The 13,462-nt window shown below is 70.4% G+C and carries 13 protein-coding genes; 8 read left to right on the top strand and 5 right to left on the bottom strand.

Annotated elements, in window-relative coordinates; translation table 11 throughout:
* Window positions 1–65: 65 nt before the first annotated feature.
* From F9C41_RS05675 to F9C41_RS05660, 4 genes are all read right to left on the bottom strand, one after another.
* Window positions 66–806 carry a GNAT family N-acetyltransferase gene (locus F9C41_RS05675; protein ID WP_196279634.1) on the bottom strand — a complete coding sequence of 247 codons (741 nt, stop codon included), beginning with the start codon at window positions 804–806 and terminating at the stop codon, window positions 66–68.
* A gap of 192 nt (window positions 807–998) precedes the next feature.
* A complete protein-coding gene (locus F9C41_RS05670) occupies window positions 999–1,730 on the bottom strand; it encodes an MBL fold metallo-hydrolase (RefSeq protein WP_155385605.1) in 732 nt (243 codons plus the stop codon).
* A 98-nt stretch (window positions 1,731–1,828) separates the two neighbouring features.
* Entirely contained in the window at window positions 1,829–2,383 is a 555-nt protein-coding gene (locus F9C41_RS05665) for an NADPH-dependent FMN reductase (protein WP_155385604.1), read from the bottom strand.
* Between the two features lie 81 nt (window positions 2,384–2,464).
* Window positions 2,465–2,914: a MarR family winged helix-turn-helix transcriptional regulator gene (locus F9C41_RS05660; RefSeq protein WP_155385603.1), complete on the bottom strand. Its 450-nt coding sequence runs from the start codon at window positions 2,912–2,914 to the stop codon at window positions 2,465–2,467.
* 193 nt (window positions 2,915–3,107) lie between these two features.
* Between F9C41_RS05660 and F9C41_RS05655 the strand changes: the two genes are divergently transcribed.
* Window positions 3,108–4,667 (top strand): glycosyl hydrolase 53 family protein, encoded by a 1,560-nt coding sequence (locus F9C41_RS05655; protein ID WP_155385602.1) that lies wholly within the window; start codon window positions 3,108–3,110, stop codon window positions 4,665–4,667.
* 144 nt (window positions 4,668–4,811) lie between these two features.
* On the opposite strand, the gene F9C41_RS05650 is transcribed toward F9C41_RS05655, so the two are convergent.
* Window positions 4,812–6,800 (bottom strand): beta-galactosidase, encoded by a 1,989-nt coding sequence (locus F9C41_RS05650; protein ID WP_230689336.1) that lies wholly within the window; start codon window positions 6,798–6,800, stop codon window positions 4,812–4,814.
* A gap of 300 nt (window positions 6,801–7,100) precedes the next feature.
* Here F9C41_RS05650 and F9C41_RS05645 point away from each other — a divergent pair, with 300 nt between their 5' ends.
* The 7 genes from F9C41_RS05645 to F9C41_RS05615 all read left to right on the top strand — a co-directional run bounded on the left by F9C41_RS05645 (window position 7,101) and on the right by F9C41_RS05615 (window position 13,422).
* A complete protein-coding gene (locus tag F9C41_RS05645; RefSeq protein WP_155385600.1) occupies window positions 7,101–8,396 on the top strand; it encodes an ABC transporter substrate-binding protein in 1,296 nt (431 codons plus the stop codon).
* A 3-nt stretch (window positions 8,397–8,399) separates the two neighbouring features.
* A complete protein-coding gene (locus F9C41_RS05640) occupies window positions 8,400–9,326 on the top strand; it encodes a carbohydrate ABC transporter permease (protein WP_155385599.1) in 927 nt (308 codons plus the stop codon).
* Window positions 9,323–10,171 (top strand): carbohydrate ABC transporter permease, encoded by an 849-nt coding sequence (locus F9C41_RS05635; RefSeq protein WP_120320313.1) that lies wholly within the window; start codon window positions 9,323–9,325, stop codon window positions 10,169–10,171. The genes F9C41_RS05640 and F9C41_RS05635 overlap by 4 nt, the downstream gene beginning before the upstream one ends.
* On the top strand, window positions 10,171–11,184 hold the full coding sequence (locus F9C41_RS05630; RefSeq protein WP_155385598.1) for a LacI family DNA-binding transcriptional regulator: 1,014 nt from the start codon (window positions 10,171–10,173) through the stop codon (window positions 11,182–11,184). Before F9C41_RS05635 ends, F9C41_RS05630 begins: the two co-directional genes overlap by 1 nt.
* A 277-nt stretch (window positions 11,185–11,461) precedes the next feature.
* Window positions 11,462–12,139, top strand: coding sequence for a hypothetical protein (locus F9C41_RS05625; RefSeq protein WP_155385597.1), 678 nt, complete (start codon window positions 11,462–11,464; stop codon window positions 12,137–12,139).
* Window positions 12,140–12,152: 13 nt separating this feature from the next.
* Window positions 12,153–12,686: a sigma-70 family RNA polymerase sigma factor gene (locus tag F9C41_RS05620; RefSeq protein ID WP_155385596.1), complete on the top strand. Its 534-nt coding sequence runs from the start codon at window positions 12,153–12,155 to the stop codon at window positions 12,684–12,686.
* Window positions 12,679–13,422, top strand: coding sequence for a hypothetical protein (locus F9C41_RS05615; RefSeq protein WP_155385595.1), 744 nt, complete (start codon window positions 12,679–12,681; stop codon window positions 13,420–13,422). Before F9C41_RS05620 ends, F9C41_RS05615 begins: the two co-directional genes overlap by 8 nt.
* Window positions 13,423–13,462: the final 40 nt, after the last annotated feature.

Raw genomic sequence — 13,462 nt, 5'->3', positions numbered from 1 at the left:
CCGGCCCGGCATGGCCGGTGCAGCCCTGAGCCCGGGCCGCGGCCGTTCGCCTGGCCGCAGCGGGCTCAGGCGGGCAGGCGGGTGAAGAGGTGGGCCACGGCGATCTCGCGGAAGCCGAGCCTGGCGTAGAACCGCCGAGGCCAGTCATCGGCGCTCGCCTCCAGGAACACCAGGTCGCAGCCGGCGTGCCGGGCGCGGCGCAGGGCCGTGTCGAGCACCGCGCGGGCCAGGCCCCGGCCCTGGTGAGCCGGTCGGGTCTGCACATCCTCGATCTGCGCGATGCCCGCCGCAGCGTCGAGGTAGAGGTCGGCGTGTGCGACGACCCGGTCGTTCTCGTCGCGTACGCCGAGGAACGTCACCTGCGGCGCGGCCCGCAGCCGGGTCACCCGGCGGTCGACGAGCTGCTCGATCACTTCGGCCGACGCCTGGGGAAGCCGGGTCTGCCAGGTGTCGCGGTCGGAGTCCCGCAGCTCGTCCAGGGCGATCTCGTCGACGGTGACGGCGGTGTCGGCGGGCCGGTCGGCCGCCTGACCGTCGTGGCGCATGAGCACGTCGCGCTCGTGGAGGTGGCCGGTGTCGAGCAGCTGCGGGGCGAGCAGGTCGCCCGGCCGCTCGTCGTGGACGACGATGCTGCGGTGCATGCAGCCCTCGGCCGCGAGCAGCCGCTCGGCGGTGTCCGACACGTTGCGGAGGTCGTCGGCGTGGGTGACCACGAACTTGTTGTGGTCGTAGGAGTGCCGGTAGGTGTCGCTGAACACGGCGAATCCGGCCGGGGTGTCGACGATCCGCTCCGCCTGCGAGCGCATCGACGCACGTAGAAAGGCGATCATTCGCGCGGCGTCGTGTCCGTCCTGGTCGGCGTGTGGTGGCCGTGCTGTGTTCACCCTGGTACTCCATCCGGGCAGTCGCACGACGGGCGATCGGTCGTGGCGGCATCATGGTGCCCTATGGCGATGACGTAATTCCCGTCGCCGCCCATGTCGGCACTCGGCCTGCGGTCAGCCAGAAGGGGTGGTGAGCAGGTCACGCAGGTCACGGTCGGTGCGGGGCTGGTGGTGGCTGTCGACATACCAGTCGAAGCGTCCGAAGGTGTCCTCGTCGAGCAGCGACCGGATCAGCTGATCGTCGTGGGTGTCGCCAGGCTGTCGCAGGTGGTGGGGCGGCGGGTAGAAGCAGTCCCCGGTCAGCAGCACGCCTGAGTCGGGCACCGCGACGACTGTCGAGTCCTCGGCGTGTCGACCGCCGACATGGTGGACCTCGATCCCGCCGCGCAGCGTCAGCGTGTCGGCGAACTCGGTGTGCGGTGGTACGACGGCGAAGCCATCCCAGTCGGCCATCGCCCAGGCCCGGGCCCGGAAGCTGGGTACGAGCCGAGGGTTGGCGGCGGCCTGTTCTCGCAGGTAACGGTGGCTCCAGGGACGTCGGGCCTCTGCTTCGAGCAGGCGTGCTCCCGACTGGTGCCCGATGACCTCCACGTCGGGCCAGGCGCAGGCGCCCCATACGTGGTCCCAGTGGTGATGGGTGTAGACCAGCCGACGCGGTGCCGGCAGGCCTGCCGCCTGGATCGCCGCCGAGATGCGCAGGGCCGCCGCGGGGCTGTTGCCGGCGTCGACCAGCGTGCTGCCGGATTCGTCGGCGATGACCGCGACGCCGCCTTGGATGTTGTCGTGGTCGTCATCGTGCGGGTACCACCACACCCGTCCTGCGAGTTTCCGCAGCGTTGCCTGCATCGGCGCACTGTAGCAACACCGGCCGGAGTCCGATGATCCACTGGCGGCCGCGGCCGTCCCGGTGCGCCGGGACGGCCGCGTAGGTCCTGGTGACCTGGTCAAGCGGGGTACGGCGAGGTCGCCTTGGCGGCCTGCAACGCCCGCGCCCACCAGGTCAGCTGGTCGAGGAGTCTGCCGGCCGCGGCGGCGGGCGCTGCCGGGTCCTTGGGCTGCCCGGCGCCGTCGAACTGCTTCCACGCGCCGTGGAAGCTGACCGTGTCCCGGGTGGTGACGGTGTGCAGTTCCGCGAAGACCGGTCGCAGGTGCTCCACGGCCCGCAGGCCGCCGGAGAGACCGCCGTACGACACGAACGCGACGGGCTTGGCGTGGAACTCCCGGCCGTGCGAGTCGATCATGTTCTTCAGCGCGGCCGGGTAGCTGTGGTTGTACTCCGGGGTCACCACGACGAACGCATCCGCGGCCGCGAGCCGGTGGGCGAGTCCGGATGATTCCGTGGTGGGGCTGGTCGGGTCGGCTGCCAGGTCGATCAGATCCACCTGGACGTCGTCGCGTTGGCGCGTCTCACCGACGAACCAGTGGGCCACCGTCGGGCCGAATCGTTCGGGACGGACGCTGCCGATGACGACGGCAAGCCTGATCTTTGTGTTGGGCACGTGTTCTCCTGAGAAAGTCTTTGCGCGAGGGCGACTGCGGTCCGTCGGCCGACGCCGAGGTGATCGATGCGGGCGGGTCGGTCAGGGAAGGTCGCTGCTGCCGCCCAGGTTGTCGATCATGCGGCGCAGTACGTTGAGCGCCGCGACGTATTCATCAGTGCTGATGCCTTCGTGCATCCGGGCGTGCGCCTTGGCGTTGCGCTCTCGCGCCCGCACGAGCCCGGCCTGCCCCGCGTCGGTGAGCGTCAGCGTCGCGGCGTCCTGGGTCATCCAGCCGCGGGCGGTCAGGTCGTCGAACACCGCTGCGAAGTCGGTGTCGAGGTCGTCGAACGGGGTCAGCCGTTGGGTGAGTGCCGCGCGGTCCCACTTTCCGGGTGAGCCGGCGACGTGGTTCAGCGTCCACCAGTGCGGCTGGGTGAGACCTTCCACGGCCAGCTCGGCCCGCAGGCTTCCGACGACGCGCCGGTATGCCTCGCCGCTCCAGTAGCCGATGGGCTGGGTGGCGAGCTCCTGCTGGGAATAGTTCTTCATGACCACGTGGCTGTTCCTGTCGATCGGCTGCACGGATACGGGCCACGCTAGAAGTTAAAGATCACTTGAGGTCAAGCCGGACTTGACAACGCACGCGCGTCGATGTTTTCTGTGAACGTTCACAGCTGCCGCCCGGTCTGCTGTGGATGCTCCTCCGATGTGTCTGTGAGCGACTCACACATCAGGAGGAATCATGCACAGAGCAAAGGCACTGCTCGCGACGGCGGCAATCGCCGTCGCGGCGGCGCTGGCCGCGCCCGCGCTGCCGGCCGCGGCGGCGTCGACGGTCACCAACCCCGGGTTCGAGTCCAACGGGGCGAGCCAGACCCCGACCGGCTGGTCGGAGTCGGGCACCGTCGCGGCGTCGAAGAGCGAGGCGGGCGGGCGAAGCGGCAGCTACCACGGCACGCACTGGTCGGCTTCGGCGTACGCCGTCGAGACGTACCAGACCCTGACCGGCCTGAGCACCGGCTCGTACACGCTGAGCGCGTGGGTGCGCTCGGGTGGCGGGCAGTCGGCGGCGTACCTGGCGATGAAGAACTGCGGCGGCGCGCAGGCGCAGGTCAACATCCCGACCAGCAGCAGCACCTGGGTGCAGGTGTCGGTGACGGCCAACGTCAGCTCGACGTCGTGCACGCTGAGCGTCTATTCCAGCGCCGCCGCCAACCAGTGGATCAACGTGGACGACGTGACGTTCGTGAAGGGCACCACCGGTGGCGGCACATCGCTGCAGGTCAAGGGCGGTGACCTGTCGTCGCTGAAGAAGAACGAGGACTTCGGCGCGCTGTACTACACCAGCTCCGGGACGCAGGGCGACGCCATCGCCATCCTGAAGAACGCGGGCATGAACTACGCCCGGCTCAAGGTGTGGGTGAACCCGGCCGACGGCTACAACAACAAGGCCCGGGTGTTGACCATGGCGCAGCGGATCAAGGCGCAGGGCCTGAAGCTGCTGGTCGACTTCCACTACTCCGACTCCTGGGCCGACCCGGGCAAGCAGGTCAAGCCCGCCGCGTGGGCGAGTTACTCGCTGGCGCAGCTGAACACCGCGGTCTACAACCACACCTACGACGTGCTCAACGCGCTCAAGGCGCAGGGCACGACGGCGGACATGGTGCAGGTCGGCAACGAGATCAACCCGGGCATGCTGCTGCCGACCGGCAGCACGTCCAACTGGGGCAACCTGTCCCAGCTGCTCAAGTCGGGCGTCAACGCGGTCAAGGCGGTCAACTCCTCGACGCTGGTGATGCTGCACCTGGCCGAGGGCGGCGACAACGCCACCTTCCGCTGGTGGTTCGACCAGGCCGTCGCGTACGGGGTGCCGTTCGACGTGATCGGGGCGTCGTACTACTGCTACTGGCACGGTCCGCTGTCGGGGCTGCAGAGCAACCTCAACGACATGGCCTCCCGGTACGGCAAGCCGGTGATCGTGGCCGAGACGGCCTACGGGTTCACCACCGCGCAGGACGACGGCGAGACGAACATCTTCACCTCGTCCCTGGCGAACACCTGCGGTTACCCGGCCAGCGCGACCGGGCAGCGCGACGCGTTCCAGGCCGTGGTGAACATCGTGAAGAACGTGCCCAACGGCCGCGGCATGGGCGTCTTCTACTGGGAGCCGGCGTGGACCGCGCAGGCCGGTTCGGGCTGGGACCCGGCCAACCCGTCGTCGGGCAACGGCTGGGAGAACCAGGCCCTGTTCGACTACAACTCCCGCGCGCTGACCGCGATGTCGGTGTACGGCTCCATGTAAAGAGCGACGCCGCCGGGTGGTAGGGCACCCGGCGACGCCGCCGTTGACAGCCGACGCGACTGTTGCGAGTATGTGAACGCTCACAGACACATCGGCAACATGTCCGACATCGACGCGTCACCGCGCCGCGCGGCCGACGGCCGCTCAGCAGCCGACGTCGATCACCCGCACGCCGCCCGCCGGCACGGTCACGCCGGCCGCGAACGACGTCCCGTCGAGCACGTCCACTCCGGCCGCGTCCGGCACGACCACCGGCTCGTCGCCGTGGTTCAGCAGGAACAGGTGGCCGCCGCGACGCACCACCTCGACGGTCTCCGGCAGGCCGCGCGGGCGCGACACCCCGGCCGCGTCCAGGGCCGCCGACAGCAGCGGCCGCAGCCCGTCCACGCTGCTGGCGACATACCAGGCGGTGCCCCGGCCCAGCTCGTGCCGGGTGACCGCGGGGTGCCCGGCGTCGGGGCCCGCGGCGAACTCGGTCACCGTCACCGCTCCCTTCGGGCGGACCCGCTCCGACCAGACCCGGGCCGTGCCGCCGTCGGACAGCGCGACCGTCTCGTGCTCGCGCAGCGGGTGGAACTCCTCGACGGACAGTCCCAACACGTCGCGCAGCACGCCCGGGAATGCCCCCGGATGCACGGCGTCGTGCTCGTCGACGATTCCGGAGAAGTACGACACCAGCAGGTGCCCGCCCGACTCGACGAAACAGCGCAGGTTCTTCGCCGCGGCCTCCCCGAGCAGGTAGGCGCTGGGGGCGACGACCAGCTTGTACGCCGACAGGTCCGCGGCCGGGTGGACGAAGTCGACGGTGGCGTGCTCGCGCCACAGCGCGGCGTAGTACGCCTCGACGCGCTCCCGGAAGTTCAGGTCCACGCTCGGACGCCACTCCAGGTCCAGCGCCCACCAGGACTCCCAGTCCCAGACCACGGCGACATCGGCGGCCACCCGCGTGCCGCGTACCCCCGAAAGCCTGTCGACCTCGCCGCCCAGCGCGACCACGTCGCGCCACAGGTCCGAGTCGGTGCCGGCCTGCGGCAGCATCGCCGAGTGGAACTTCTCCGCCCCGGCGCGCGAGGCCCGCCACTGGAAGAACAGCACCGAGTCCGAGCCTCGGGCCACGTGCGCGAGGCTGTTGCGGCGCATCTCCCCCGGGCGCTTGGCGATGTTGCGGGGTTGCCAGCTGACCGCGCCGGGCGAGTGCTCCATCAGCAGCCACGGCCGGCCCCCGCCCAGCGAACGGCTCAGGTCCGCGGCCATCGCCAGGTCGATGTGGTTGTCGGGCTGCTCGGCGTTGAGGTAGTGGTCGTTGGAGACCACGTCGACCTCCGGCGCCCAGCGCCACAGGTCCATGGACTTGCAGTTGGTGACCATGAAGTTGGTGGTCACCGGCAGGTGCGGGGTGGCCGCGCGGAGCACGTCGCGCTGCAGGGTGAAGCAGGCGAGGTTCTCCGCGGAGCTGAAGCGGGCGAAGTCGAGCCGCTGCGCCGGGTTGACCACGGTGTGGTTGGCGCGCGGCGCGTCGATCTCGTCCCAGTCGCCGTAGCGCTGGCTCCAGAACGTGGTGCCCCAGGCGGCGTTGAGCGCGTCGAGATCGTGGTAGGTCTCGCGCAGCCAGCCCCGGAAGGCCTGCACGCTGACCTCGCAGTAGCACTCGCCCAGCGGCGCGCCGTACTCGTTGTGCACGTGCCACATGACCACGCCCGGGTGGTCGCGGTAGTGCTCGGCGAGCCGGTGGGCCAGTTCGACGGTGGCGTGGCGGTATTCGGGCGAGCTGGGGCAGGCGGTCTCGCGGCTGCCGAAGCCGATGCGCACACCGTCGCGGTTGACCGGCAGGGTGTGCGGGTACCTGCGGGCGAACCAGGCGGGCGGGGCGGCGCTGGGCGTGGCGAGGTCGACGCTGACCCCGTTGGCGTGCAGCCGGTCGATGATCTCGTCGAGCCAGCCGAAGTCGTAGCGGCCCTGTTCCGGTTCCAGCAGCGCCCACGCGAAGATGCCGAGGCTGACCAGGTTGACCCCGGCCTGCCGCATCAGCGCGACGTCCTCTTCCTGCACCTCGCGGGGCCACTGCTCCGGGTTGTAGTCGCCGCCGAAGGCCAGCCCGCGCAGGCGCGGCACCACATGATCGGACTCGGACACGGATCCCCCTGACAAGCACGGTACGTCTGTGAACGTGCACAGTAACCGACCACCAGGCGCGCGAAAAGAGCCGGGCATGGACCGACCCGGCGGACCCGGTCATGATCGTCCAACTTGCCTGGCAGGTGGGCGAAAAGGTGCTCAAGATACGCACGATCGCCAGGCAAGTCGGACGATCTAGGGTTGCCACGCGGCCCGTGTAACGCCTCGGAAACGAGGTCTTGACGGGTGCGTTTCCGGGCGAGCAGACTGTGCCGCACTGTGAACGTTCACAGAGAATTCGCCTTTGACGGAGGACCTATGCGTACGAAGCGGCTCAGGTTGGTGATGTCCGCAGTGCTGGTCGGCGCGCTGGCAGCGGGCTGTTCGAGCGGTGGGCAGGAGGAGACCCCGCAGGAGACCGGCCCGGTCGAGCTGACGTTCTGGACGTGGGCTCCCAACATGGACAAGATCGCGGCGGTGTGGAACACGGCGCACCCCGACATCAAGGTCACCGTCAGCAAGCAGGCGGGCGGCGACGAGGCGGCGGCGAAGTTCCTGACCGCGGCCAAGGCGGGCAACGCGCCCGACCTGGTGCAGGCCGAATACCAGATGCTGCCGTCGTTCGTGGCCGCCGAGGCCGTCGCCGACATCAAGGGCGAGGTCGCCGGCGTGCGCGACCAGTTCTCCGACGGGATCTGGAACCTGGTCACCCTGGGCACCGACGGCGTCTACGGCCTGCCGCAGGACAGCGGCCCGATGATGTTCTACTACCGCACCGACCTGTTCACCAAGTACGGCATCGCGGTCCCCAAGACCTGGGACGAGTACGCGGCCGCGGCCCGCACCGTGCACGCCAAGGACAAGACCGTCTACCTGGGCGGCTTCTCCAGCAAGGACCCGGGCTGGTTCGCCGGGCTCTCCCAGCAGGCCGGCGGCCAGTGGTGGTCCATCACCGGCGAGGCCTGGAAGGTCGGCATCAACGACGGCCCGACCAAGAAGGTCGCCGACTTCTGGGGCGGCCTGGCCAAGGACGGCGTCATCGACACGCAGGCCCCGTGGACGCCGGAGTGGAATGCGGCACTCAACGGCGGCAAGATCATGAGCTGGGCGTCGGCGGTCTGGGCACCCGGTGTGCTGAGCAGCAACGCCCCTGACGGCAAGGGCAAGTGGGCCATCGCGCCGCTGCCGCAGTGGAGCGCCGGCGAGAACTACTCCGGCTTCTGGGGCGGCTCGTCCATCGCCATCGCCGAGGGCAGCAAGCACAAGCAGGCCGCGGCGCAGTTCGCGTCCTGGCTGAACACCGACGCCAAGGCGCTCGACCTGCTCATCAAGGAGGCCGCGATCTACCCGGCGGCCAAGAGCGGCCAGGCCCTGATGACCACCGCGCCGGAGTACTTCGCCAACCAGGCCGACTTCTGGCAGCAGGCGACGAACATCGCCGGCACCGCGCGGGGCTTCACCTTCGGCCCCAACGTGAACGTCGCGTACAGCGCGTACAAGGACGCCTTCGACAAGGCGCTGCAGAACAAGTCCTCCTTCACGGACGCGCTGGGCGCGATGCATGACGCGACCGTCGCCGACATGAAGAAGTCCGGCTTCACGCTGGCGAGCTGATAGATGGCCAAGGCAAACCGGGGCGCCCGCGTGCACAGCGCGGGCGCCACCCCCTACCTCTACCTGGCTCCCGCGGTGGCGCTGTTCACCCTGTTCATCGCCGCGCCCATCGGGTACACCGCGTACCTGAGCCTGCGCCGGGTGCAGTTCTCCGGGCTGGGCCTCGGTAAGAAGTCGCGCACCGAGATCTTCGTCGGGCTGGACAACTACCGCACCGCGGTCGCCGACGGGGAGTTCTGGGCCGGCTGGCTGCGGGTGCTCGGATACGCCACCCTGGTGTTGGCTCTGATGTTGGGGCTGGCCCTGGTGTTCGCGCTGCTGCTGGACTCGGCGAGGGTGCGGTTGGCCCGCTTCTCCCGCATCGCGATCTTCCTGCCGTACGCGGTGCCGGGCGTGGTCGCCACCCTGCTCTGGGGCTTCCTCTACCTGCCCAGCCTCAGCCCGATCCACGCCACGCTGCGCGCGTTCGGGTTCGACAACGTCGACCTGCTCAGCCCGAGCACGGTCATGTTCTCCATGGTCAACGTCGCGATCTGGGGCGGCACCGGCTTCAACATGCTGGTCCTCTACACCCAACTGCGGGCCATCCCCCGCGACTACTACGAGGCCGCCCGCATCGACGGCGCGGGCGAACTCGCCATCGCGTTGCGGGTCAAGGTGCCGATCCTGGCCCCGGCGATCGTGCTGACCACGGTGTTCTCCATCATCGCGACGATCCAGGTGTTCACCGAGCCGATGACGCTGCGGCCCATCTCGAACGCGGTCAGCTCCACCTGGAGCCCGCTGATGAAGGTGTACCGCGACGCGTTCGTCACCGGCGACCTCTACAGCGCCGCGGCCACGTCGCTGGTCATCGCCGCGATCTCGGTCGTGCCGTCGCTGCTGTTCATGCGCCTGGTGCGCCGCCAGGCCTTCGGGGAGGAAAGATGACGACCAAGGGGGTACGCAGACCACTCGGGCTCGCGCCCACCGCGGTGCTGCTGCTCGGGGCGCTGTACTGCCTGCTGCCAGTGTGCTGGGTGCTCGCCGCGTCGACCAAGACGCGCGGCGAGCTGTTCACCACCAACGCGTTCGCCCCGGGCACCGGCCTGTTCAGCAACATCGCCGACCTGTCGGCATACCGCGACGGGATCTTCTGGCAGTGGATGGCCAACACCGCGCTGTACGCCGGCGTCGGCGCGCTGCTGTCGACGGCCGTGTCGGTGCTGGCCGGATACGCTCTGGCGAAGTTCCGGTTCTTCGGCCGCAACATGATCTTCAACGTGCTGATCGGCGGCATCCTGGTCCCCGCGGTGGTCCTCGCGGTGCCGCAGTACCTGCTGCTGGCCAAGGCCGGACTCGCCAACACGTACTGGGCCGTGCTGCTGCCGAGCATCCTGCACCCGTACAGCATCTACCTTGCCCGCATCTACGCCTCCGCGGCGATCCCGGACGCGCTGCTGGAGGCCGGCCGCATCGACGGGGCAGGCGAAAACCGGCTGCTGCGGGTCGTGGCGGTGCCGCTGATGCTGCCCGGCATGGTGACGATCTTCCTGTTCCAGTTCGTCGCGATCTGGAACAACTTCCTGCTGCCGTTCATCATGCTCGCCGACGACGAGCGCTTCCCGCTCACCGTCGGCCTCTACACGCTGCTGGCCACCGGCGCCAACCAGCCCGCCCTGTACAACCTCGTCATCACCGGCGCGCTGCTGTCGATCATCCCCCTGATCGCGCTGTTCCTGACCATGCAGCGGTACTGGCGTACGGACCTGTCCGGCGGGTCTGTGAAATCCTGATGCCCGTGACCAACAAGCGGCGTCCCACGATCCACGACGTGGCCCGTGCCTCGGGAGTCTCCCGGGGCACGGTGTCCCGCGCCCTCAACGGCGACCCCTACGTGAGCACCGCCGCGCTCGCCGCGGTCCGCCGCGCCGTCGCCGAGACCGGGTACGTCGTCAACCGCGCCGCGCGCAGCCTGGTCACCCAGCGCACCGGCACCGTGGTCATGGTGCTTTCCGAGCCGCAGGAGAAGCTGTTCGAGGACCCGAACTTCAGCGTGCTGCTGCGCGTGGCCACCCGGCGGCTCGCCCAGCGCGACGTCGCCCTGGTCATGATGGTCGCCGGCGACGACGGCGACCGCGAGCGCGTGGTCCGCTACCTGCGCGGCGGGCACGCCGACGGGGTGCTGCTGCTGTCCGCCCACTCCGGCGACCCGCTGCTCGCCGAACTCGAAACCCTCGCCATCCCGGCCGTGGCCTGCGGCGCGGTCCTCGGCCGCGAAGGCGTCATCCCGTACGCCGCCGCCGACGACCGCGAAGGCGCCCGCCAGATGGCGCAGTACCTCGTCGACCAGGGCCGCAAGAAGATCGCCACGATCACCGGCCCGCTCGACACCCCCGGCGGCCTGAACCGCCTGGAAGGCTTCTGCGACGTGCTCGGCCGCAAGGCGGTCAAGAAACTCATCGCGCACGGCGACTACTCCCGCCACAGCGGCGAAGCCGCCATGCGTGAACTCCTCGACCGCGTCCCGGACCTCGACGCCGTCTTCGTCGGCTCCGACCTGATGGCGGCCGGGGCCCTCGCCGTCCTGCGCGAACGCGGCCGCCGCGTCCCCGAGGACGTCGCCGTCGGCGGCTTCGACGACTCCGCCATCGCAGGCTCCACCCACCCCAAACTCACCACCGTCCGCCAGCCCCTCGAACAGGTCGCCACCGAAACCGTGCGCCTGCTCCTGGAACTGATCGACGGCGCCGAAACCGTCGAGTCCCTGGTCCTGTCCACCGAACTCGTCACCCGCGAGTCCGCCTGAGGGAAGGGCACGGCGCGTCGGGTCTCGTCGTCGTGACCGGGCGGCTCAGCTGAGCGCCGACACGAGCCGGTCGTGTTCGGCCTGGGTGCCGATGCGGGCACGGTCCTCGGGGTGGTCGACGTACCCACCTGCCCTACCGCCACTCGATCCGCGCGCAGCCGGGCGATGCGGTGTCGGCGGTGTGACGTGTGGCACTCGGCCGGATGCGTCCGAACGGTCGGGTCGGACGTCATTGGTGCGCTCCGGACGGAGCGCGTCGACGGCGGAAGGAACAGAAATGGAAAACACGAGGGCTCGGTGGATCGCGCGATGCTCGTTGGGCGTCGTCGTGCTGGCGGGAGCCGGCGGGTGCGCGACGCCGCCGGGGCAGAACGGCGCGGGTGGGATGCAGCCGGCGTCCCAGACCGCTGCGCTGACGTCGGCCACGCCCTCGCCCGTGGTGTCGGCGAGCGCGTCGAGCAGCCCCGCGCCGTCGGCGGCCGCGACAGCCGGCCTGGTCGTTCCCCAGCCCGACCGGGCCTTCCTGCTGCAGGCCGTCGACCGGATCGAGGACCCGGTGCTGACCGTGACCGCGAGCGGGCGGATCGGCACCTACCCCGGCGGCGCGGACACCGGCGACCGCGAGCGGTTCATGCTGGTGCCGCTGTCGCCGGGCGCGAAGACCTACCAGCTCATGACCGCCCAGCTGCGGATTGGCGGGGAGCCGTGGTGCGCCGGGATCAAGACCGGTGTGCTGCACGCCGTGGCGTGCGACGCGGCCGCCTCGACGCAGCGGGTGACGCTGGTCGCACGTGGCAAGGACGCCTCGGAGGCGGCTACGTTCGACCTGGTCGTCGGGGGTTACCAGGTGGAGGTCAGCAAGGATGGCAAGGTGTCGCTGAAGAAGCAGGGCAGCGCGCCGGCCGGGACGCGCTTCCGGTTCGTCCCCGCGGGCACGGCCGGGCCGAGGCCGTGACGGTGCAGCGTTGATGTCCGACGTCGAGGAGTTCGACGCCTTCTACGCCGACACGTCGTGGCGGGTGCTGGGCCAGCTGTGGACCATGACCGGCAGCCGGGCCGAGGCCGAGGACGCGGTGGCCGAGGCGTACGCGCGGGCCTGGCAGCGCTGGCGGCAGGTGCGTGAGTGCGACAGCCCCGAGGCGTGGGTGCGGCGTACGGCGTCGCGGATCGCGATCAGCGCCTGGCGCAAGGCGATCAACCGGATGCGCGCCCACCACCGGGCCACCCCCGACCAGGAACTGGCCGGACTCGGGCCGGACCACGTCGCGCTGGTCCACGCGCTGCGCCAGATCCCTGCCGAGCAGCGCCGGGCGATCGTGCTGCACCACCTGGTCGGGCTGAGCGTCGCCGAGGTCGCCGCCGAGGTCGGCGCACCTCAGGGCACGATCAAGGCCAGGTTGCTGCGCGGGCGGCGGGCGCTGGCCGGCTGGCTCGACGATCTGCCCGACCCGGCCCACATCCCGCACCAGCCGACCACAAGAACGGAGTCCACGAATGGCTGAGCAGCCCGGCGAGGACGAGGCGCTGGTGGGACAGCACCTGGCCGCGCTCGCCGACCACGGTGCCCGGATCGGTCGACTGGCCCCTACCGACCAGGTCCGCCGCCGGGGCGAGCGGCGACGTCGCCATACCCGGCTCGCGACGGCCGCGAGCGGCCTGGCCGTGGTCGCGGTGTTCGTCGGGGTGTACACGACGCAGGGTGGCCTCGGCACCAAGGACGTGCCGGTGGGAACGGAGACTCGACCTCCGTCCGCGTCGGCCGCCCCCTCGGTCACGCCGAAGGCCGACCCGTCCGCGGTGCCCGGCACCGGCATACCGGCCCCAGACCGGGCGGTGTGGCTGCAGGCGACCACCACCAGCGGCTACCCGCTGCTGACCGCCCTGCCGGACAACTCCATTTCCGCGGTGGGAGAGGACGCCGCGACGGAACAGGCCTGGTTCGCGCTCGTTCCGACCTCCCCCGGCGCGAAGGTGTACCTGCTCAAGACCGGCACGGCCGCGTCATGGGGCGAGCCCGGCTGTGTGACGGCGGACGGCGACCGGTTCGCCGTCCAGGCGTGTGACGCGTCTCGTGACGACCAGCACGTCGTCCTGCGTGGCCAGGCCCCACGTTACGAGGTGGTGGTCGACGGCCGGGCGCTGAAGGTCAGCGTCGACGGCGTGTCCGGCGTCGCGCTCGGGCAGGGCAGCCCGCTGACCTTCATCGACCGCGGGCCGGCTCAGGGCACGGTCGGCTGAGCCCGGCCGCGGGCGGCACGGGCAGGGCCGGTCACACCGA

Source organism: Catellatospora paridis (assembly GCF_009720365.1).
Lineage (GTDB): Bacteria > Actinomycetota > Actinomycetes > Mycobacteriales > Micromonosporaceae > Catellatospora > Catellatospora paridis.
This window is presented reverse-complemented; position numbering and strand designations above follow the sequence as displayed.